The 21198-nt window shown below is 71.1% G+C and carries 21 protein-coding genes and 1 riboswitch; of the genes, 10 read left to right on the top strand and 11 right to left on the bottom strand.

Annotation, left to right across the window (positions count from 1 at the left end; genetic code table 11):
* Positions 1 to 186: 186 nt before the first annotated feature.
* The 8 genes from DEJ23_RS15040 to gcvT all read right to left on the bottom strand — a co-directional run bounded on the left by DEJ23_RS15040 (position 187) and on the right by gcvT (position 11083).
* Entirely contained in the window at positions 187 to 636 is a 450-nt protein-coding gene (locus tag DEJ23_RS15040; RefSeq protein WP_111241046.1) for a PH domain-containing protein, read from the bottom strand.
* 131 nt (positions 637 to 767) lie between these two features.
* On the bottom strand, positions 768 to 2510 hold the full coding sequence (locus tag DEJ23_RS15035; protein WP_111241045.1) for an ABC transporter ATP-binding protein: 1743 nt from the start codon (positions 2508 to 2510) through the stop codon (positions 768 to 770).
* The gene (locus DEJ23_RS15030; RefSeq protein WP_111241044.1) at positions 2507 to 3457 is read right to left on the bottom strand and encodes an ABC transporter permease; all 951 of its coding nucleotides are present in this window, start codon (positions 3455 to 3457) and stop codon (positions 2507 to 2509) included. The genes DEJ23_RS15035 and DEJ23_RS15030 overlap by 4 nt, the downstream gene beginning before the upstream one ends.
* Positions 3447 to 4376, bottom strand: coding sequence for an ABC transporter permease (locus DEJ23_RS15025; protein WP_111241043.1), 930 nt, complete (start codon positions 4374 to 4376; stop codon positions 3447 to 3449). Before DEJ23_RS15025 ends, DEJ23_RS15030 begins: the two co-directional genes overlap by 11 nt.
* A gap of 231 nt (positions 4377 to 4607) precedes the next feature.
* Positions 4608 to 6236: an ABC transporter substrate-binding protein gene (locus DEJ23_RS15020; RefSeq protein ID WP_111241042.1), complete on the bottom strand. Its 1629-nt coding sequence runs from the start codon at positions 6234 to 6236 to the stop codon at positions 4608 to 4610.
* A gap of 406 nt (positions 6237 to 6642) precedes the next feature.
* Positions 6643 to 9567 carry an aminomethyl-transferring glycine dehydrogenase gene (gene gcvP / locus DEJ23_RS15015; protein ID WP_111241041.1) on the bottom strand — a complete coding sequence of 975 codons (2925 nt, stop codon included), beginning with the start codon at positions 9565 to 9567 and terminating at the stop codon, positions 6643 to 6645.
* Positions 9564 to 9941, bottom strand: coding sequence for a glycine cleavage system protein GcvH (gene gcvH, locus DEJ23_RS15010; protein ID WP_111241040.1), 378 nt, complete (start codon positions 9939 to 9941; stop codon positions 9564 to 9566). The genes gcvP and gcvH overlap by 4 nt, the downstream gene beginning before the upstream one ends.
* Before the next feature lie 5 nt (positions 9942 to 9946).
* Positions 9947 to 11083 (bottom strand): glycine cleavage system aminomethyltransferase GcvT, encoded by a 1137-nt coding sequence (gcvT, locus tag DEJ23_RS15005; protein WP_258375592.1) that lies wholly within the window; start codon positions 11081 to 11083, stop codon positions 9947 to 9949.
* Between the two features lie 171 nt (positions 11084 to 11254).
* A riboswitch (glycine riboswitch) is annotated at positions 11255 to 11345 on the bottom strand.
* A 94-nt stretch (positions 11346 to 11439) separates the two neighbouring features.
* Here gcvT and DEJ23_RS15000 point away from each other — a divergent pair.
* The 5 genes from DEJ23_RS15000 (at position 11440) to DEJ23_RS14980 (ending at position 14726) form a co-directional block, all read left to right on the top strand.
* A complete protein-coding gene (locus tag DEJ23_RS15000) occupies positions 11440 to 11829 on the top strand; it encodes a BlaI/MecI/CopY family transcriptional regulator (protein WP_111241038.1) in 390 nt (129 codons plus the stop codon).
* 19 nt (positions 11830 to 11848) lie between these two features.
* Positions 11849 to 12580, top strand: coding sequence for a M56 family metallopeptidase (locus DEJ23_RS14995; protein ID WP_146240326.1), 732 nt, complete (start codon positions 11849 to 11851; stop codon positions 12578 to 12580).
* A gap of 48 nt (positions 12581 to 12628) precedes the next feature.
* Positions 12629 to 13111 carry an FBP domain-containing protein gene (locus DEJ23_RS14990; protein WP_058728205.1) on the top strand — a complete coding sequence of 161 codons (483 nt, stop codon included), beginning with the start codon at positions 12629 to 12631 and terminating at the stop codon, positions 13109 to 13111.
* A complete protein-coding gene (locus DEJ23_RS14985) occupies positions 13108 to 13362 on the top strand; it encodes a hypothetical protein (RefSeq protein ID WP_111241035.1) in 255 nt (84 codons plus the stop codon). The genes DEJ23_RS14990 and DEJ23_RS14985 overlap by 4 nt, the downstream gene beginning before the upstream one ends.
* Before the next feature lie 74 nt (positions 13363 to 13436).
* Positions 13437 to 14726, top strand: coding sequence for a hypothetical protein (locus DEJ23_RS14980; RefSeq protein ID WP_111241034.1), 1290 nt, complete (start codon positions 13437 to 13439; stop codon positions 14724 to 14726).
* A 94-nt stretch (positions 14727 to 14820) separates the two neighbouring features.
* Here the strand turns inward: DEJ23_RS14980 and DEJ23_RS14975 are convergent, their stop codons facing one another.
* On the bottom strand, positions 14821 to 15699 hold the full coding sequence (locus DEJ23_RS14975; RefSeq protein WP_111241033.1) for a LysR substrate-binding domain-containing protein: 879 nt from the start codon (positions 15697 to 15699) through the stop codon (positions 14821 to 14823).
* 68 nt (positions 15700 to 15767) lie between these two features.
* Here DEJ23_RS14975 and DEJ23_RS14970 point away from each other — a divergent pair, with 68 nt between their 5' ends.
* On the top strand, positions 15768 to 16280 hold the full coding sequence (locus DEJ23_RS14970; RefSeq protein WP_111241047.1) for a GNAT family N-acetyltransferase: 513 nt from the start codon (positions 15768 to 15770) through the stop codon (positions 16278 to 16280).
* 23 nt (positions 16281 to 16303) lie between these two features.
* A complete protein-coding gene (locus tag DEJ23_RS14965) occupies positions 16304 to 16492 on the top strand; it encodes a hypothetical protein (RefSeq protein WP_111241032.1) in 189 nt (62 codons plus the stop codon).
* A 73-nt stretch (positions 16493 to 16565) separates the two neighbouring features.
* Here DEJ23_RS14965 and DEJ23_RS14960 read toward each other — a convergent pair whose 3' ends face one another.
* Complete coding sequence (locus DEJ23_RS14960; RefSeq protein WP_258375591.1) at positions 16566 to 17753, bottom strand: MalY/PatB family protein; 1188 nt, start codon at positions 17751 to 17753, stop codon at positions 16566 to 16568.
* Between the two features lie 165 nt (positions 17754 to 17918).
* Between DEJ23_RS14960 and DEJ23_RS14955 the strand changes: the two genes are divergently transcribed.
* Together DEJ23_RS14955 and DEJ23_RS14950 are read left to right on the top strand one after the other, a co-directional pair.
* On the top strand, positions 17919 to 18695 hold the full coding sequence (locus DEJ23_RS14955) for an isocitrate lyase/phosphoenolpyruvate mutase family protein (protein WP_111241030.1): 777 nt from the start codon (positions 17919 to 17921) through the stop codon (positions 18693 to 18695).
* A gap of 311 nt (positions 18696 to 19006) precedes the next feature.
* A complete protein-coding gene (locus tag DEJ23_RS14950; RefSeq protein WP_111241029.1) occupies positions 19007 to 19294 on the top strand; it encodes a hypothetical protein in 288 nt (95 codons plus the stop codon).
* Between the two features lie 67 nt (positions 19295 to 19361).
* On the opposite strand, the gene DEJ23_RS14945 is transcribed toward DEJ23_RS14950, so the two are convergent.
* Positions 19362 to 19709, bottom strand: a complete 348-nt coding sequence (locus tag DEJ23_RS14945) for a hypothetical protein (protein ID WP_111241028.1) — start codon at positions 19707 to 19709, stop codon at positions 19362 to 19364.
* Between the two features lie 212 nt (positions 19710 to 19921).
* Here DEJ23_RS14945 and DEJ23_RS14940 point away from each other — a divergent pair, with 212 nt between their 5' ends.
* Positions 19922 to 20548 carry a hypothetical protein gene (locus tag DEJ23_RS14940; RefSeq protein ID WP_111241027.1) on the top strand — a complete coding sequence of 209 codons (627 nt, stop codon included), beginning with the start codon at positions 19922 to 19924 and terminating at the stop codon, positions 20546 to 20548.
* The last annotated feature ends 650 nt before the right edge of the window (positions 20549 to 21198 follow it).

Here is a 21198-nt window from a genome sequence, read left to right as displayed (position 1 = left end):
GCACCGGAAAGGCCCGCTCGCGGGGGGGGGGGGGGGGAGGGAGCCGGACGAGCGGGCGAGATCAGTACCGCCCATGCGCCTGAGGCGGCCGGAAGCGCCCGCTCGTGCCGGGCGGCGCTGGGGCGCGCGGACGGGAGGCGCGTGGCCGGACCGCCACGTGCCTCCCGCGGACCGGCGGCCGGAAGGTCAGTGCAGGGCGGCGCCGAACAGGGCGGCGCCGAACAGGGAAACCGCGAGCAGGGCGACCGCGCCGGCACCGACCAGCAGAGCCGGGCGGTCCCAGCCGCGGTGCACGGCGCCGCCGGCGGCACCCGCGTCGTGGCGTGACGCCCAGCGGTCCAGCAGCACCGTCATCTCGGGCGGCTGTGGCAGGGTGCGTGGTTCACCTCGCCGCGCCGGCTTCGGGCGCGGCAGCGAGGGTCCGCCCCAGCACTGCACCTTCCGACCCTCGGACGTCTCGACCACGATCTGCCAGCGCAACCGCACGTCGGCAACCTCACCCCACGGCACACGGGTGACCCGGAGGGGGTTGACGACGGTGAGGGCGTCGTCGTCGAGCTGGATGCTCGGCCGGTGGGTCAACACCCAGAGCGCCCAGAAGAGCACGGCCAGTGGACCGACCGCGGCGAGGACCACGTCCCAGCTGCCGCGTACGCCGGCGTCGACGAGTAGGAAGACCCCCAGGACGGCGACGAGGCCGGACGCGACCGCTCCCCCGCGACCTGCGCGGAGGACGGTACGTCCGGCCTCGGGGTGGTGCAGTGGGATCAGCGCCCGAACTCGAACCCGGCACCCGGGATCGCGGCGAGCAGGTCCTTCGTGTACTGCTCCTTCGGGTCGGCGAAGACCTCGTCGGTCGTCGCCTTCTCGACGATCTGCCCCTTGCGCATGACGCAGACGTTGTCCGCGACGAGGCGGACGACGGCGAGGTCGTGCGTGATGAAGAGGTACGTCAGGTCCAGCTCGGTCTGCAGCTCGGTGAGCAGGTCGAGGATCTGGCCCTGGACGAGCACGTCGAGCGCGGAGACCGCCTCGTCGAGCACGATGACCTCGGGCTTGAGCGCCAGCGCACGGGCGACGGCGATGCGCTGCCGCTGTCCACCCGACAGCTCGTTCGGGTAGCGGTTCACCATCGACTTCGGCAGCGCGACCTGGTCGAGCAGCTCGAGCACGCGGGCCCGACGGCTGGCCTTGTCGCCCACCTTGTGCGTGGCGAGGGGCTCGGCGATCGTGTTCCCGACGTTGTACATCGGGTCCAGCGAGCCGTACGGGTCCTGGAAGACCGGCTGCACACGACGACGGAAGTCGAAGAGGTCCTTGCCCTTCAGCCCGCCGATGTCGATCCCGTCGAACGTCACCGAACCGCTGGTGATCGACTCGAGCTGCAGCACGAGCTTCGCAACGGTCGACTTGCCCGAACCCGACTCGCCGACGAGCGCCGTCGTGGTGCCCTTCGGGATCGCGAACGACACGTCGTCGACGGCCTTGAGTTCGCGGGACTGCAGGTTCTTGCCGCGCAGCTTGTAGACCTTCTCGAGGTTCTTCACGACGATGAGGTCCTCGGCCGGACGGTGCTCGCGCTCCTGCGCCCGGGCGATGAGCTCGTCGTCCTCGCTGCCGACGTCGGCGATGTCGACGTGCTGGTGCTGCACCTTCGACTGGATGCGACGGCTGGCGAGCGAGGGGGCCGCGGCGACGAGGCGCTGCGTGTACGGGTGCTGCGGGTTCGCCAGGATCTCCTTCGAGGGACCCGACTCGACGACCTGGCCCTTGTACATCACGACGAGCTTCTCGGCGCGCTCGGCAGCGAGGCCGAGGTCGTGCGTGATGAACAGGACCGAGGTGCCGAAGTCGCGCGTCAGGGTCTCGAGGTGGTCGAGGATGACGCGCTGGACCGTCACGTCGAGCGCGGACGTCGGTTCGTCGGCGATGAGCAGCCGCGGACGGCTGGACAGACCGATGCCGATGAGCACGCGCTGGCGCATGCCGCCCGAGAACTCGTGCGGGAACTGCTTCAGGCGCGTCGCGGCGTCGCCGAGGCCGGCCTCCTGCAGCACCTCGATCGCGCGGGCGCGGATCGCGTGCTTGCCGGTGGCCATGCCGTTGGCCTTGATCGCCTCCTCGACCTGGAAGCCGATGGACCACAGCGGGTTGAGGTTCGACATCGGGTCCTGCGGGACGTAGCCGATCTCCTTCCCGCGGATCTCGGCCATCTCCTTGTCGGACAGTCCGACGAGCTCGCGGCCGTTGAACTTGATCGACCCACCGGTGACCTCACCGGTGCCGGCGAGCAGCTTGATGATGGCCTGCGCGCTGGTCGACTTGCCCGAACCGGACTCGCCGACGATCGCCAGGCGCTCGCCCTGCTCGAGGGTGAAGTTGACGCCGCGGACGGCCTGCACGAGGCCGCTCTGCGTGCGGAACCCGACCTGCAGGTCGGTGATCTCGAGCAGCGGTGCGCCGGAGCCGGCCGGACGGCTGGTGGTGGGATCGGTGAGCGTCTCGGTCATCGACGGGCCCTCGCCTTCGGGTCGAGCGCGTCGCGGACCACGTCGCCGAGGAGCAGGAACGCGAGCACGGTGATGGACAGGGCGGCCGACGGCCAGAGGATCGTCGCGGGGTTGGTGCGGATCGACGTCTGGGCGGTGCCGATGTCGAGGCCCCAGCTGAGCGCCGACGGCGGGAGACCGATGCCGAGGAACGACAGGGTCGCCTCCGCCACGATGAACGTGCCGAGCGACACGGTCGCGACGACGATGACCGGAGCCAGCGCGTTCGGGATGACGTGACGCACCAGGGTCGTGAAGCGGCCGACGCCGAGCGCCGCCGAAGCGGTGACGTAGTCGGACTGCTTCGCGCTGAGCACGGCACCACGCATGATGCGGGCGATCTGCGGCCACGCGAACGCAGCCAGCACGAGCGCGACGGTGATCGCGTTCCGCGCGGGGATGACGGACATGATCACGATCGCGCCGAGGATGGTCGGGATCGAGAAGAAGATGTCACCGATGCGCGACACGATCGTGTCGAGCCAGCCGCCGTAGAACCCGGCGAGGGAGCCGATCACGATGCCGACGATCGACACGAGCACCGTCGCGACGAGTCCGACGATGATCGAGTTCTGCGCACCCCAGATGACGCGCGCGTACACGTCGTAGCCCTGCCGGGTGTAGCCCAGCGGGTGACCGGGACGCGGGCCCTCGTCACTGAAGTCGAGGTTGGACGCGCGGGGGTCGACGTGCGTGAACAGCCCCGGGAAGATCGCGACGACGAGCACGATCAGGATGAGGACCGAGGAGATCCAGAAGGTCGGACGCCGGCGCATGGCCTCCCACGCGTCGGTCCAGGTCGAACGGGTCTTCTCGTCCTCGTTGACCTGGTCCACCGCCTGGAGCGGGGTCTCCTCGATCGGCGCGACGTAGTGCGTCGCGGAGCGGGGTTCGGCGTTACTTGGCATAGCGGATCCTCGGGTCCAGGACGGCGTAGAGCAGGTCGACCAGGAGGTTGGCGAGCATGAAGATGATGACCATCACGGCGACGAAGGACACGACCGTGGGTCCCTCGCCGAGCTTGACGGCTCGGAACACCGTGCCGCCGACACCGTTGATGTTGAAGATGCCCTCGGTCACGACCGCGCCGACCATCAGGTTGCCGATGTCGACACCGAGGTACGTCACGACGGGGATGAGCGAGTTGCGGAAGATGTGCACCCCCACGACTCGGCGGCGGGGCAGGCCCTTGGCCGTGGCCGTCCGCACGAAGTCCGCGCTCATGTTCTCCGCGACACTGGCGCGGGTGAGGCGCACGATGTACGCGAACGACACGCTCGCGAGCACGATGGCGGGGAGCACGAGCTCCGACCACGGCGCCTGACCCGACACCGTCACGCGGAACAGCCCGAGCTGGATGCCGAAGACGTACTGCAGCAGGAAGCCGACGACGAAGGTCGGCACCGAGATGAGCAGCAGCGACACGACGAGCGCCGTGGCGTCGAACCACTTGCCCTTCTTCAGGCCCGCGATCACGCCGACCACGATGCCCGCGACGGCCTCGAAGACCAGGGCGAGGATGGCCAGGCGCGCGGTGATCGGGAACGCCGAGGCGAGCTGCTGCGCCACGGGCAGACCCGAGTACGTCACGCCGAGGTCGCCCTTGAAGACGCCGCCGATCCACAGCAGGTACTGCACGATGAACGGCTTGTCGAGGTTGTACTGCTGGCGGAGCTGCTCGATGACCTGCGGCGCCGGCTGCCGGTCGCCGAACAGCGCGGCGATGGGGTCTCCGGGCAGCGAGAAGACCATGAAGTAGATGAGGAACGTGGCCCCGAAGAAGACGGGGATGAGTTGCAGGAGGCGCTTGCCGAGGTACCAGAGCATCAGATCGCTCGGTCCTGCGCGGCGCGCATGTCGTTCAGGTTCATGTCGTGAGGGGTGGACGGCTCGCGGGTCGGCACGGGTGTCCGGTGCGGGCGGCGGCGCCCGCAGTGGTGGGGAAGGTGTTACCGCCGTGGTACGGGGGCCCGGAGACCGTGTGGTCTCCGGACCCCCGTCCGGTGGCCGCGGAGCAGGATACCTGCTCGCGGTGTGTCTCCGTGGTGGAGACGGGTGTTACTTGGTGACCTCGATGTCGTAGTACAGCGGCACGGAGTCCCAGCCGAACTTGACGTTCGTGACGTTGTCCGGAGCCCAGACGCCGGTCACGTTGGAGTACCAGAGGGGGATCTCCGGCAGGTCCTGGAACAGGAGCTCCTGGGCCTGGTCGAAGTACTTGTTGCCCTCTTCGACCGACGACGCCGAACGGCCCTTGGCGAGCAGCTCGTTGTACTCGGCCGAGTCGTAGCGGGCGTAGTTGCTCGAGGAGCCCTTGCCCATGGTCGGGCCGAGGAAGTTGTACAGCGACGGGTAGTCGGCCTGCCAACCGGTGCGGCTGCCGCCCGTCAGCTTGTCCTGCGTCTGGATGTCCAGCGCTTCCTGGAAGGTCGGGATCGCGTTGCCCTCGGCCTTGATGTCGAGCGTGTTCGCGATCGAGTTCGTGACCGCGGTCACCCATGCCTCGTGTCCGCCGTCGGCGTTGTACGAGATGGTGAGGGTCTCGTCGTACGGGGCGATGTCGTTCGCCTCGGCCCAGAGCTTCTTCGCCTCGTCCGGGTTGTACTCGAGGACGTCGGCGCCCTCGAGGTCGTCCGACCAGCCGTCGATGACCGGGGACGTGAAGTCCTTGGCCGGGGTGCGGGTGCCGTCGAAGATCTTGTCCGTGATCTGCTCACGGTTGATCGCCATCGAGACGGCCTCGCGACGGAGCTTGCCCTCCTCGCCCTTCCAGTGGTCGAGGTAGTAGGGCAGGTAGAAGCCCTGGAAGATCGCGGCGGCCTGGTTGACGTTCGAGTCGGGGAAGTCCGACTTGTACGTCGCGAAGGCGGCGTCCGGGATCGCGTCGAGGACGTCGAGGTTGCCACCCTGCACATCCGCGTAGGCGGTGTCCTGCGTGGTGTAGAACGTGATCGTCAGACCACCGTTCTTGGGCTTGCGCTTGCCTGCGTAGTCCTCGTTCGTGACGAGCTTGATCGACTGGTTGTGCGTCCACGCACCCTCGCCGTCGAGCTTGTACGGACCGTTGCCGACCGGGTTCTCACCGAAGGCCTTGGTGTCGTCGTAGAAGGACGACGGCAGCGGCATGAAGGCCGAGTAGCCGAGCGACAGCGGGAAGTCCGACTGCGCCGACTTCAGCGTGACGGTGAACTCGTCGTCGCTCTTGACCTCGAGGCCGGTGAGCTCGGAGTCCTCGTCGGCGCTGTAGCCCTCGATGTTCTCGAAGAAGTAGCTCGCGCCCTGCGCGTTCGACTTCTGGGCCGCCCAGTTCCACGCCTTCGTGAACGACTCGGCCGTGACCTTCTCGCCGTTGGTGAAGGTGTAGTTCGTGTTGAGCGTGATGTCGTAGGTCTTGGAGTCATCGGTGTCGATGCTCTTCGCGACCTCGTTCACCGGCTTGCCGTCGGCGTCGTAGGAGATGAGCCCCTCGAAGATCGACGTGATGATCTTGCCGCCACCGGTCTCGGTGGAGTTCGACGGGATGAGCGGGTTCTGGGGCTCGGAGCCGTTCGTGGTGACGATTCCGGACGCGTTCGTCGAGCCCGAGTCACCGCCGTTGCCGCTGCCGTTGCTGGAGCAGCCGGTCAGGGCGATTGCTGTGGCCCCGAGCACGGCGAGGGCAGAGAGCCCAGCGCGCTTCTTGATCAAGGTTCCTCCTGGTGCATGGGACGCGCCAGGCACAGAGGTGCTGCCGGGCGCGTTTGTCCTTGCACTGTAGGCAGTGCTCGGACCCCCGACCAAACCCTGCGGCCATCGGTTACAAACCGGAAACCAACTTGCAGGATCGTTGCGGGAGGATGCAAGATTCGGGCGCTCTCGCCTGGCCGATGCGAGATTGTTGCTTCTGCAACGAAGTTGTTGCACGAGCACACACGCATGTGCAAGCCGAGCACCGCTCGTCCGCGGTGGAGCGCTCCGACCTCGCGACACCCTGACACCCACCGTCGACGTCGGCTGGACGCGGTCGTGCCCCGCCCGGAACACCGGACGGGGCACACCCTACGCGTTCAGCCGTCGGCGTGCGGTCGTGTGACCTGGGCCGAGGTCGAGCGGATCACGCGAACGCCTCGATCGGCGGGCAGGCGCACACCAGGTTGCGGTCGCCGTACGCCTGGTCGATCCGACGGACCGGCGGCCAGTACTTCCGCGCGCTGATGCCGGGCACCGGGTAGACCGCCTGCTCCCGCGTGTACGGGTGCGTCCACTCGCCCGAGATCGCCGACGCCGCGGTGTGCGGCGCGTGCACGAGCGGGTTGTCGTCCGCCGGCCACTCCCCACGCTCGACGGCAGCAGCCTCGGCCCGGATCGCCAGCATCGCGTCGACGAAGCGGTCGAGCTCGGCCAGGTCCTCGCTCTCGGTCGGCTCGACCATGAGCGTTCCGGCGACCGGGAACGACATCGTCGGCGCGTGGAACCCGTAGTCGACGAGGCGCTTCGCGACGTCGTCGACGGTGATGCCCGACGACTCACGCAGGGGTCGCAGGTCGAGGATGCACTCGTGCGCGACCAGGCCCGACTCCCCCGTGTAGAGGACCGGGAACGCGTCGCGGAGGCGTGCCGCGACGTAGTTCGCCCCGAGCACCGCGGCCTCGGTCGCACGGGTCAGCCCCTCGAGCCCCATCATCCGGACGTAGGTCCAGGTGATCGGCAGGATGCTCGGGCTGCCGTACGGCGCCGCGGACACCGGGCCGCCGGCGTGGGCGAGGCGGCCGTCCGCGTCGGCTGCGGTCGCCCCGGTACGGCGGTCGTCCTGCTGCGCCATCGGGTGCCCGGGCAGGAACGGTGCGAGGTGCGCCTTCGCCGCGACCGGCCCGACACCGGGACCGCCGCCGCCGTGCGGGATGCAGAAGGTCTTGTGCAGGTTGAGGTGCGAGACGTCGCCACCGAAGTCGCCGAACCGGGCGTGCCCGAGCAGCGCGTTGAGGTTCGCGCCGTCGACGTAGACCTGCCCGCCGGCCTCGTGCACGGCGTCGCAGACCTCGCGCACGTCGTGCTCGTACACACCGTGCGTGGACGGGTAGGTGATCATGAGCGCCGCGAGCTGCTCGCCGTGCTGTGCGGTCTTCGCCCGCAGGTCGGCGAGGTCGACGTTGCCGTCCTCGTCGCACGCGACGACGACGACCCGCATGCCCGCGAGGACCGCCGACGCCGCGTTCGTGCCGTGGGCACTCGACGGGATGAGGCACACCGTGCGGTCGAGGTCCCCGCGGGAGCGGTGGTACCCGCGGATCGCCAGCAGGCCCGCGAGCTCGCCCTGGCTGCCCGCGTTCGGCTGCAGAGACACGGTGTCGTAGCCGGTGACCTCGGCGAGCCAGGTCTCGAGGTCGCCGATCATGTCGAGGTAGCCGTCGACGTCCGACCGCGGTGCGAACGGGTGCACGTTGGCGAACTCCGGCCAGGTCACCGCCGCCATCTCGGTCGCCGCGTTGAGCTTCATCGTGCAGCTGCCGAGCGGGATCATGCCGCGGTCGAGCGCGTAGTCCTTGTCGGCGAGGTGCTTGAGGTACCGCATCATGCGCGTCTCGCTCCGGTGCGCGCTGAAGACGGGGTGCGTCAGGTACCCGCTGCTGCGCAGCAGGTCGGCCGGGAGGCCCGTGGACGCGTCGCGCACGGCCGTCTCGGCCGCCGGCACGGTCGCGTCCACGACCCCGAGCACGTGCGCGAGGGCGCTCACGTCGTCCGGCGTGGTCGTCTCGTCCACCGAGAGCTGGAAGGTGTCGGCGTCGACGAGGTGGAGCAGGTAGCCGGCGTCGCGTGCTGCGTCGACCACCGCGCTGGCACGCCCCGGCGCGTGGAGCGTCAGCGTGTCGAAGAACCGGTCGTGCACGACCTGGACCCCGGCGTCGCGGGCGACCCCGGCGAGCGCCGTCGTCGTCCGGGCGACCCGGTCGGCGATGAAGCGCAGGCCCTCGGGCCCGTGGTAGACCGCGTACATCGACGCCATCACGGCGAGCAGCACCTGCGCGGTGCAGATGTTGCTCGTCGCCTTCTCGCGCCGGATGTGCTGCTCGCGGGTCTGCAGGCTCAGGCGGTACGCCATCTGACCGTCGGCGTCGAAGGACACCCCGACGAGTCGCCCGGGCAGCTGACGCTCGAGTCCGGCGCGCACGGCGAGGTACCCGGCATGCGGGCCACCGAAGCCGAGCGGGACGCCGAAGCGCTGGCTCGTGCCCACGGCGACGTCGGCGCCGAGGTCGCCGGGGCTGGCGAGGAGCGTCATCGCGAGCAGGTCCGCCGCGACGACGGCGATGCCGCCACCGGCGTGGACGCGCTCGATCGTGGCAGACGGGTCGACGATGCGCCCGGAGGCACCGGGGTACTGCAGGACGACACCGAAGGCGCCCTCGAGCTGCTCGTCACTCGGCCCCTCGGCTGCGTCGAACGTGCGGAGCGTGATGCCCACGGCGTCGGCGCGGTGGTCGAGCAGCGCGCGGGTCTGGGGCAGCAGGTCGGCGTCGACGAGGAACGCGTCACCCTTCACCTTGGATGCGCGACGGGCGAGGAGCATGCCCTCGACGACGGCGGTCCCCTCGTCGAGCATGGACGCGCCGGCGGTCGCCATGCCCGTCAGGTCAGACACCATCGTCTGGAAGTTGATGAGCGCCTCGAGCCGGCCCTGAGAGATCTCCGGCTGGTACGGCGTGTAGGCCGTGTACCAGCTCGGGTTCTCGAGGACGTTGCGCTGCACCACGGCGGGTGTGTGGGTGCCGTGGTAGCCGAGGCCGATCATGGCGCGGCGCACGGTGTTGCGCGCGGCCTTGGTCCGGAGCTCGGCGAGCGCCTCGGTCTCGCCGACCGCGGCGGGGATCGAGGAGCGCTCCGTCGGCGCGGCATGGATCGACTCGGGGATCGCTGCACGGACGAGGGCGTCGAGCGACGGCTGCCCGACGGCGTCGAGCATGGTGCGCTGGTCGGCCGCGGTCGTGCCGATGTGGCGGTCGGCGAAGGACGTCTGCAGGTTCTGGTCGGCGGTCGTCATGCGAGGGACGCCCGGTACGCGTCGTGGTCCATGAGGTCCTCGGGGAACGAGGTGCCGTCGACCTTGAGCTTGACCAGCCAGCCGGCGCCGAACGGGTCCTGGTTGACGGTGTCGGGGGCGTCGACGACGGCGTCGTTGATCGCGACGACCTCGCCCTCGATCGGGGCGAAGAGTTCGCCGACGCTCTTCGTCGACTCGATCTCGCCCATCTGGTCGCCGGCGGTCGTGCTGGTGCCGACGGCGGGGAGCTCGACGTAGACGACGTCACCGAGCTGCTCGGCGGCGTGGTCGGTGATGCCGACGGTCACGGTGTCGCCCTCGACGAGGATCCACTCGTGGTCGGCGGTGTACTGGAGTGCGGTCTGGTCGGTCACGGGGATCAGCCTCTCGGGGTGCGGCGGTAGAAGGGGAACGGGGTGACGGTGCAGGGGACGGCGGTGCCGCGGACGTCGATGTGCAGGACTCGTCCCCCGTCGGTCTGGGCACCGTCCTGCGGCGAGACCGCGGCGAGCGCGGCCGGGTCGACGAACGCCATCGCGACCGGGTGACCGAGCGTGGGCGAGAGCGCACCCGAGGTGACCGTGCCGACGACGGCGCCGTCGAGCAGGACGTCGTAGCCGGCGCGCGGCGCACGGCGACCGGCGGTGACGAGCCCGACGAGCACGCGGGCGTCCTCGCCGGGGACGACCCCGGCCGCGCCGACGAAGTCGCCGTCCTGCGCCACGACCCGACCGAGGCCCGCCTGCGCGGGCCGGACGTCGGTGGACAGCTCGTGGCCGTAGAGCGGCATGCCGGCCTCGAGCCGCAGGGTGTCCCGCGCCGCGAGCCCGGCGGGGACCACGCCGCGGTCGGCACCGGTCTCGAGCAGCGCCTCCCAGAGGGACGGCGCGACCGAGGTGTCGCTGTAGATCTCGAAGCCGTCCTCGCCGGTGTACCCGGTCCGTGCGACGAGGACCTCGGCGCCGTCGAACAGCGCGTGCAGGACCCGGTAGTAGCGGAGCTCGTCCAGCGGGGTCTCCGGTTGCAGGCGGTCGGCCACGACCAGGGCATCGAGCGTGCCCGCGGCGGCCGGGCCCTGGATCGCGACGAGCGCGGTGGTGTCGGAGTCGTCGGAGACCACGACGTCGAAGCCCGCGGCACGCCCGGTCAGTGCGGCGACCGCCACCTCACGGTTCGCCGCGTTCGCCACCACGAGGAACACGTCCTCGCCCGTGCGGTACACGACGAGGTCGTCGAGGATGCCGCCGTCCTCCGCCAGCAGCAGCGAGTACTTCGCGCGACCGACCGGCATCGCGCCGAAGGACCCGGCGAGCGCGTGGTCGAGGAACGGCACGGCGTCGGGACCGGTCACGCCGACCTCGGCCATGTGCGACAGGTCGAAGACGCCGGCCGCCTGCCGCACCGCGTGGTGCTCGGCGAGGTCGGACGAGTACCGGACGGGCATCCGGTACCCGGCGAAGTCGGTGAAGCTCGCACCGGCGGCCTGGTGCGCGGCTTCCAAGGGAGAGGAACGCATGACGGAGTTCTCCTGGCATCGGCAGGACCCGACGGCCATCGTCGGGTGGGAACTCCCCCTCTGTCATGGGCCTGAGAGTTTCACCGCGGCCCGTGAGGTCCGGCGGCTTTCACCGTGGGCGAGACGTCGCGCGGGCCCGGGCGGGGACGCGTGTCTGCTTTTCAGAGTGGCCTGTCCGCTGCGGTGTGGGACCTGAGAGATTGACGGGGAGGTTGCTCCTTCGGTGCCGTGCGCGTGCGCTCGGCTCTCCCGCGGCGGGTGTGCGGCCGGTGTTGAGTTGTGCACGCCGAGCATACCGACCCCGCGTTTCCGGCATGTGTCGTGGCACGGCGTCCACCGTCTCGTAGGATTCGGGGATGGCAGGACAGCGATCGCGCCCCCGGGGGCAGCTCGAGCAGGCGGTCCTCGAGACCCTGCGGGCCGCTGCCGACGCCGGGGACCGGGCCGGGTGCACGGCCCGCCAGGTGCTCGACGCCTTCCCGGAACCGCGTCCGGCGCTGACGACCGTCCTCACCGTGCTCGATCGCCTCGGGCGCAAGGGCCAGGTCGAGCGACAGGAGCACGACGACGCCCCGCTGACGTTCCGCGCCGTGCACAGCCGTGAGCAGCAGACGGCGTCGCTCATGTCGAGCGCGCTCGCCGCCGCCTCGGACCGCGAGGCCGCGCTGCTCCAGTTCACCGGATCGCTCGCCTCGGACGACCTCGACGTCCTGCGCCGCGCCCTCGACGCCCGATCCCGCTCCTGAGGGAGATCCCGCAGTGGTCGTGGCCGGCGTCGTCCTCATCGCCCTCGCCCTCGTCGTCGTGGCGGTCGCGCCGCGCGTCCTGACCCGGTCCGCGTGGACGATCGACCGCCCGCGCACGGCCCTGGTGTCCTGGTCGGTCGCGGTCCTGCTCGGCGTGGTCGGCTTCGTCGTCGGGACCGCCCTGGTCGTCGTGGCGAACCGCCCCGTCTCCGACCCGTTCCGGCTCGGAGAGTCCCCGACGCACGGTCTGAACCTCGGCGTCGCGCTGCTCGCGGTGGCCGCCTTCGTCGTCGCCGTGCGCGTCCGGCCGGGCCCCGAGCACGAGGCGGTGCGCGAGGCGATGCGGTCCGGCTCCGCCCCGCACCGTCGGATCGACGGCACCACCGTCGCCCTGGTCGAGGCGGACCACGCGCTCGCGTGCGCCGTCCCCGGTCGCTCCGGCGGGGTGCTCGTCAGCACCGGGCTCGCGGACCTGCTGCGGACCGACGAACTGGAGGCCGTGGTCGCCCACGAACGCGCCCACCTGACCCAGCGCCATGCGGTCGCCGTCGCGATCGCCGAGTCGATCGAGCGTGCGGTTCCGTGGGTGCCCGGCGCGCGCGCCATGGCGCGCTCGACGCGCGTCCTCGTCGAGTTCGCCGCCGACGACGCGGCGGCCCGACGGGTCGGACGTGACGCCCTGCGCCGGGCCGTGCTCGTGGCGGACGGGACGAGTGCGCTCGGGGCGATCCGCGCCTCCCGGCTGAGCTGACCGCACCCGACGCGCCTGTCGGAGGCAGGGCATAGGGTGGCTGGCACCGTGAAGCCACTGACCGAAGCAGACATCCGTTCGTCGTTCGTGAACGCCACCCCGGACGAGCTCGAGCAGCTCCCCATCCCGGGGCTGCACGAGATGCTGTGGGACGAGCGTGAGTTCCTCGGCTGGCGCGACCCGCAGGCCGCGCGCCGGGGCTACATCGTGTCCTGGATCGACGACCGCCCGGTGGGCATCGTCGTCCGGTCCGCCGGTGGCTCCCTGCGCCCGGGCATCGCCGCGATGTGCTCGTTCTGCCACTCGCCGCAGCCGGCGACGCAGGTCCGCCTGTTCTCCGCCGCCCGCGCCGGGGAGTCGGGCCGGAACGGCAACACGATCGGCTCGTACATCTGCGAGGACCTCGGGTGTTCGATGCTGATCAGGACCGCGCCGCCGCACCTCAACCCGCCGGCGACGATCGCCATGCGCGGCGAGGCACTGCTGCAGCGGGTGCGGAACTTCACCGAGGACGTCTCGAAGACCGCGTGAGCCGGTTCGACACCGCACGGTGGGCCGTCGTCGAGGAACAGGGCGACGGGCGCTGGCGGCTGAGCATCCGCGACGAGGCGGACGACGAGCTCGGAGCGCTCGGCCTCGGGGTCGAGGGTCCGTGGGACCCGGACGTCGAACCGCACGTGGCATTCGTGCTCGTGCAGCTCGGCCTGACCCTGCGCGGCGCCCGGCCGTGGCACGAGGACGAGCTCGGCGACCAGCGGGCACCCGTGCTGCCACTCGGCTGAGCGTCGTGTGTCCCGGGGCACACCGCGATGCCGTGGCGGGCCGCCGGCGATCGGCCGCTCCTAGGTTCGACCCCGTGACCGCCGCTCGACCGACCTCCCTCGCCGTCCTACTCGCCCTGCTGACGACGATCCTGCTCGGCGGGTGCACCAGGGGGTTCCTCGAGACCCCACCGCCCTCGGGGTCGGAGGACGCCCTCACGGCCCTGCTCGACGAGCTCCGAGCGCTGTCCGACGTGGCCGGTGCCGAGGGCGACATCCGCCAGGTCGACGTGAAGGACGACCCGGACGACTGGCTCGCCGAGGTCACCGTGCACGCGCGGTCGAACGACCTCGGCGTGGCGGCCGAGGTGCGTGGCGCGGCGTCGGCCCGAGGGACCGCCCCCGTGCCCGGCACGACACTCGTCGTCGGCCTCTCGGTGCCGTCCGGGAACGACGAGGCGGCGGCGGTCGTCGACCCGCTCGATGCGGGGCTGGTCGACGTGGTGGACCGGCTGCGGACCGAGCCGTTCGTCCGCACGGTCCGTGCCGATCGGTACGCGACACGGGTGACCGCGGAGGGGCTGTCGTCCTGGACCGAGCCCGTGCGCCGGGTGCGAGCGGACGCCGGCGGGCGCGCGGTGACCGTGGAGTCCGGAGAGTCCTCCGTCGAGGTCGACGCGGTGCAGCCCGGGGCAGCCCTGCTCGGCGTGCTCGACCGGATCGGCGCCAGGGACGTCCACTACGAGGCCGGGACCCGGTACGGCCGACGTGCGCAGACCGGACCGACACGACCCTCCTTGCGTGCGACCGTCGGCGACCCGGCGGCCACCGCCACCACGCTCGCCACGACGGCGGACGAGGCCGCCGAGGACGGGACCGCCCCGCGCACGTCGTTCTCGCTGCTGGGTCCGGGCAGCACCGAGTCCACGACGGTGGGCTCGCTCGGACTCCCCCTCGGGTCTGCGGAACCGCAGGACCTCGAGGCTCCGGACCTGCCGTGGGCAGCGGCCGACGTGACGGCGGAGACCCAGGCCGTGCGGGCCCTCGCCGCGGCGTCCGTGGCGCAGACCGGTGTCGAGGCCGAGGTGACGACGACCATCGAACGGTGTGCGGCGGACCGTCGCGAGGCGCTCGGGCACGAGCAGGGGACGCGAGCCGTCGCGACCGCCCTGGTACCGGTGTTCCACGTCCACGAGGACGCCCAGGTGCCGTTCGACCGGGTGACGGCGACGTGGACCGCCGCGGGACTGGCCGCGAGCGGGCGGGCGACGGGGCTCGACCTGTGGACCGCTGTCGACCCGGAGCCGCACGGCGTCGCCGGTGCGGACATCCGCGGCACGGCTGACGGTCTGCACCTGCACGTCCGGTCCGTCTGCGTCCGCTGACGGAACCGTCCGGTGTCGTCTCCGCACGCTGACGGAACCGTCCGGTGTCGTCCCGGCGCGTTGACGTCGCCCGCGGCCGGGGCGGCACCCGGCCTCAGGGCTCGGTGGCGGCGATGAAGTTCCGGAGGATCTCGCGGTCGTCGTCCGCCCGGACCGCCCACACCAATTCACTGCGGTGCGGGTCGTCCCGCAGCGGCAGCAGCACCACGTCGTCCGGTGCGGCGAGCGTCGCGCTCTCGGGCGCGACCGTCACACCGAGACCGGCCCCGACCAGGTGCAGCACGGTGGCCCACGTCGTCGCTTCCTGCACGACCTCCGGGCGGCGTCCCTCGGCGATCACCGGTGCGAGGTTCCGCTCGGTCGCGACGGCGCCCGCTGCCGCGGGGAAGAACACGAACGGGTCGTCGACGAGCTCGCTCCCGTCGATGGAGGCCCGCTCCGCCAGCCGGTGCCCGCGTGGAACGGCGGCGACGAAGGGCTCCGAGCGGAACGGCAGGAACCGGACCGCCGGGTGCGGGTCGGGGTCGCGCAGGACCGCCAGGTCGAGCTCGCCGCGCATGATCCGCGCGAGCAGCGTCGACGAGTATCCCTCGGTGAGCTCGACGCGGACGAGCGGGTACCGCTGCCGGAACGCCTGGACGCGCTCGATCGGACCGAGCGGCAGCGCGGACACCACGAAGCCGACGTCGAGACGCCCGGCCTCCCCGCGACCGACCCGCACGACCTCGTCGAGGTCCCGCTGCGCCTGGTCGAGCAGCGAGCGCGCCCGTCCCTGCAACACGCGCCCGGCCGCGGTCAGCGCGACACTGCGCGACGTCCGGAGGAACAGGTCCACGCCGAGGTCGCGTTCGGTGCGACGGATCTGCTGAGACAACGCCGGCTGGGCGATGCGCAACCGCTCGGCAGCACGCCCGAAGTGCAGTTCGTCGGCGACGGCCAGGAACGCCCGCAGCTGCCGCAGGTCGACATCCATGCACGCAGCCTATCGATCCACGCGAACGAGTATTGGACGCAACAGGAATGCCGACCGAGGATGGGTCCATGCCCCAGACCACGCCCACGCGCACGCCCACGCCCACGCCCACGCTCACCATCGCTGAACTCGGATCCGCCGCGGACGCCGACGCGTTCCGTACCCTCAACGAGGCCTGGATCGAGCGGTACTTCACGCTCGAGGACGAGGACCGTGCGATCCTCGGCGACCCGGTCGGTCGGATCGTCGCTCCGGGCGGCGCGGTGTTCGTCGCACGGCTGGACGACGAGGTCATCGGCTGCATCGGGATCATGCCGGTCGGAGAGCAGGTGTTCGAACTCGTCAAGATGGCGGTCTCGCCGGCGCACCAGGGCCACGGCACCGGCCGGAAGCTCATCGCCGCGGCGCTCGACCGCGCCCGGGGCCTCGGCGCGCAGCGGATCGCGCTCGAGAGCAACAGCAGCCTGGCGAGCGCCGTCCACCTGTACGAGTCGTTCGGCTTCCGGCACCTCGAGCACGACGAGATCGCGCCGAGCCCGTACGCCCGCGCCGACGTCCACATGGTCCTCGACCTCGTCTGACGCGCAGCCGCTACGCTCGCGACATGGCGACGTACGAGGTGCAGGCCGTCCGTGAGCGCGGCGTGTGGCAGGTGTTCATCGAGGGGACCCCGATCACCGAGGTCCTGCGCTGGCCCTCCGTCGGCCCGGTCGCGCGGGAGTTCCTCGCCATGGACCGCGACGACGACCTGCGGATCCGCGTCGTCGGCCGCAACCAGTACGTCGACGACTGAGCCCAATCGCCCGGACGCCACGGACCCGCTCAGGCGACCCGCGCCTCCCGGCCGGACGCGCAGCGTGCGTCGATCACGCGACGTGCCAGACGAGCCCCTCCTGGGCACTCGACGGGTAGGCCGCCGCGATGCGGTACACGGCCTCGCGCAGGGTCTCCGGTGAGCACGCGAGGTTGAGGCGGGCGAAGCCGCGCCCCTGCGCGCCGAAGCCGAGCCCCGAGTTGAGCGCGACGTACGCGTGCTCGCGGAGCGGCACCGCCGGGTCGTCCCCGAGCCCGATCCCCCGGAAGTCGAGCCACGCCAGGTAGCCCGCCCGCGGCCGCGTGTACACGACGCCGGGCAGGTGCTCGGCGAGCAGGGACCCGAGCAGTCGCTCGTTCGCGACGATCCGGGCGACGACGTCGTCGAGCCAGTCCGTCGCCAGGGTGAACGCCGCCAGGTTGGCGTGCAGCCCGAGGATGCTCGTGCGGCACGCGACCTCGTCCCACAGGTTGTCGAGGAGCGCAGCGGTCCGCTCGTCGCCCGCGACCATCACCGAGCACTTCACCCCGGCCAGGTTCCAGCCCTTGCTCGCGCTGGTCACGCAGACACTGCGGGCGCCAACGGGCTCGGCGACCATCGCGAACGGCGTGAAGCGGACGCCCGGGTGGGTCAGCGGCGCGTGGATCTCGTCGCTGATGACGAGCACGTCGTAGCGCGCGGCCAGCGCGGCGAGGGCTTCGAGGTCGGCCCGGTCGTGCACGAGCCCCATGGGGTTGTGCGGGTTGCAGAGCAGGAAGACGCGGACACCGTCGGCGAAGGCGCGCTCGAGCCCCGCGAGGTCGAGCCGGTAGACGCCCCACTGTTCGGCGAGGGGGACCTCCTCGACCTGACATCGCGCCTCCTCGACCAGCTCGAAGAACGGCGGGTACACCGGCGGCGTGATCGCCACGCGCCCGCCCTCGGGCAGCGCGAGCCGCAGGGACTCGACGATCCCCACGCTGACGTCGGTGGCCAGGTGCACGCGCTCCGGGTCGACCGCCCAGCTCCAGCGGTCGCGGGCGAACTGCGCGAACGCCCGCGCGAGCGGCCCCGGGCCGTCCAGGTACCCGAGGTCCGACTGCTGCACCCGCTCGACCAGCGCCTGGCGGATCGCCGGCGCGACGTCGTGGTCCATCTCGGCGACGAACAGGGGGAGCACGTCGGGCGCGTACCGCGTCCACTTGATGCTCGTCCGGACCCCACGGAGCGTGCCGACCGGGTCCTGCTCGTCGTCCGCCATGCGTCCCAGCATGCACCGGCCGGGAGGCGCGGTGCGAGTCCGCCCGTCATCACACGTCGCACGCACGGTCCCGTCAGCACCCGTGGAGCAGACGACGTCGGGTCCTGCGCCCGCGCCCGACGTCGTCTGCTCCACCGAGCGGCGCTTCCGCCTAGTGTCGGCACCATGAGCACGAGCACCGCCGACAAGGCGACCACCCTCGAACAGCTGCACGAAGCCCCCGAGATCCTGCGCGTCGTGAACGTGTGGGACGCGATCAGCGCGAAGGTCGTCAGCGACCTGCCGGGAACGAAGGCGATCGCGACGGCCGGCCACTCCATCGCCGCGAGCCACGGCTACGAGGACGGCGGGATGCCGCTCGACGTCGCCCTCGCCGGCGCTGCGACGGTGGTCGCCGCGACCGATCTGCCGGTGACCGCGGACCTCGACGACGGGTACGAGGACCCCGCGGAGACGATCCGACGCGCGATCGCCGCCGGGATCGTCGGCGCGAACGTCGAGGACCGCCTCCGTCCGTTCGACGACGCCGTCGCCCGCGTCGCCGCGATCACGGCCGCCGCGGAGGCTGAGGGCGTCGCCTTCCAGCTCAACGCCCGCACCGACGCGATCGTCCGCGGCGGGGACCGACCGATCGACGAGAGCATCGAGGACGCCATCGCCCGCGGGGAGGCGTTCCTCGACAACGGCGCGGCCCTCGTGTTCGTGCCCGGAGCGGTCCAGCGCGACGTCGTCGAACGGCTCGTCGACGGGCTCGGGCGCGGCAAGCTGTCGGTGATCGGCCTGCCCGGCGCGCTCCCCGCCGCCGAGTACGAGGCCCTCGGTGTCGCCCGCATCTCCTACGGACCGCTGACGCAGCGCGTCGCGCTGCGCGCGCTCCGTGACCTGGCGACCGACCTGTACGACGACGGCGTCGTGCCGGAAGACACGCCCGCCCTCAACTGACGCACCACCGGACGGGAGGCGCGGTGCACGCTCGCACCGTGCCTCCCGTCCGTCTTCCTGGACGTTCCGCCGGATGCGACGTATACTGTTCTTTTGGTGCACTGCTGCGAACCCATCTGACTCGCGCACACCAGCCCGTCTCGTACCGACCCGCCGGGTCGCATTCCACCGAGACCACCGCTCAGTCCGACCGGACGAGCTGCACGTCGAGACTCGATGTGCGCGCCCGCAGCCCATGCGTCGCGACGGACCAGGAAGTCCGCCGACCAGGCTCGACCGGGCGCCGAACGACCAGGAAGTACCGCACCACCATGACCAGCAACGACCGCATCACCATCACCGGGACCGCACTCGCGGCTCCCGTCGTCTCCCCCGACCGCATCGCCGAGTTCCCCGTGCGCGAGGACCGCTCGCAGCGCGAGTACCTCGTCCGCATCCCCGCAGACGACCTGCGCCTGTTCGTCACCCGCGACGCCCGTGTGGACGTCGACGGCGAGGCCGGCTGGACCGTCCCGGGCCGCTCGTGGCGGGGCGAAGCGAGCCGGACCATCCTGCTCGCGGGCTCCGTCCGCAAGGGCGAACTCGCACTCGCCGCCTAGTCCTGACACACCATGAACGCCGCCGACCCGCGTCGGCGGCGTTCGTCGTCCGCGGGCGTGGCCTGCGTCAGCTACCGCTGTACGTCGCGGAGTCCTCGGCTCCGCGGAAGCGCGTTCCGCCGTCGGCATCGACCGGTCGGCCGGGACCGGCGCGGCCAGCGGCATCACGGAGCCTGCGGATGAACGCCGGGTCCTCGGGCTCGAGTTCGTCGTCAGGTGCGACCGTGACGCAGAGCTCGCTCGCGGGCCCCACGAGCAGGATCGACGTCGACACGGAACCGTCGTCGCCGACGCTCGGCACGGTGATGGTGTCGGTCCGCCCGTTCGCGCCCAGGACGGCTGCGTAGTCGACGACCGCGTCTGCGATCAGGTCCCCGGTGAGGATCAGACTGGCGTCGTAGTGGATGTACTTCACGTCTCCTCCTCTGTCTCCCCCAACGGTAGGTTCCACACCCACCGCGCCGCTCGGAGGTGTGCGTTCCGTGGCCAGGGGCCCGTCCGGTGCGACGACGCCGCCTCCTCGAACCAGCCGTCACCGACCGTGTTCGTCGGCCGGCCGGTTCCGCAGAACGACCGTTCCCACTTCTGGGGGTGGTCCCCGACCGCTCCGCAGGGTGGACTGGGGACATGCAACCGCTCCACCCCGTCGACACGTCCGCGCTCCTCCGGGTCGAGGTCGTCGACGCCATGATCCGCGTGCTCCGCGCGAACGCGCTGCACGAGGTGTCGTACAGGCACGTCGCCGTCGAGTCCGGGCGCAACGTCGAGGTCGTCACCGAGCTCTTCCCGACCTGGGACGGCCTCCTGCTCGCCACGATCGACCAGTGGAACGACCAGCGCACGACCCCCCTGCTGCCGATCGCCGAGCGCAGCGGCACGATCGTGTTCCTCCGTGCCATCGTCAGCGCGAACGTCGCCGATCCGGCGCTCATGCGCTTCCTGACGTCGACGCTCAACATCGCCGCGACGCCGCACCACCCGCTCGCGCCGATGCTGCACTCGAGGTGGCGGAAATTCCACGCGTTCGTGCTGGGCGCGTTGCAACGGGACATCGAACTGGGACGGGAACCCCACACGATGGAGCCGGCACGCGGCGCCGAGCAGCTCCTCGCCACCTACGAAGGCCTGCAGCTGCAGTCGATGGTGCGTCCGGAGATGGACCTGCTCGAGTCCTTCGACCGCGCCGTCACGCGCCTGCGCGAGGGCTGGTCACGTGAGTACGTGCCGCCGGTGTGGGACCTCGAGACGGTCTGACGGGACTCCGGTCACCGCCCGACGGCCTGCTCGGGGTCGCCGCCGTACGGGGCGCCGTCATGTCGATCTCCCCTCGGGGTACCGCCTCCTGATCGGCCGAGGAACAGACCGCTCGGCTCCACCCCCGACAGAAGCCCGGTCGCCCGACTTCGGCGGGTCCGCCGACTAGTTGTTGAAGCGGAACCACCGACTCATGCAAGTCCGGTGGTGTGGCGACACACGATCGCTGATCTGACGCGTTAGCCGAGGAGTACGGCGATGCTGAATCGAGGTGAGCGAAGGGTTTTTTGCGGACTCGATGCGGATTGGTCACATGTTCACGGCGGGTGTTCGAACAGTAGCGGCAACACTCGTCGTCATGTCGAATGATGCCCTGGACGCTGCCATCGGCCGTCGAGTGCTGGCCATAGTTCGCGAACACCGCTTGACCCACGAACGCGTCGCCGAAGCCGCGGGTATGTCACGGCGTTCGCTACAGCGCAAGCTAGCGGGCGAGCGGTCGTTCGGGACTGCTGCAGGTTCGGTTGACTCGTTCGTTTAGGCCGCGAGTGCGACCTGTGGGTTGATGATCGTCTCGTACTCGACCGGGGTCAACTTCCCCAGACCGCGTTGCCGTCGTTTCCGGTGATAGGTCGCCTCGATCCAGGTGA

The organism is Curtobacterium sp. MCSS17_008 (assembly GCF_003234185.1).
GTDB lineage: Bacteria > Actinomycetota > Actinomycetes > Actinomycetales > Microbacteriaceae > Curtobacterium.
This window is presented reverse-complemented; position numbering and strand designations above follow the sequence as displayed.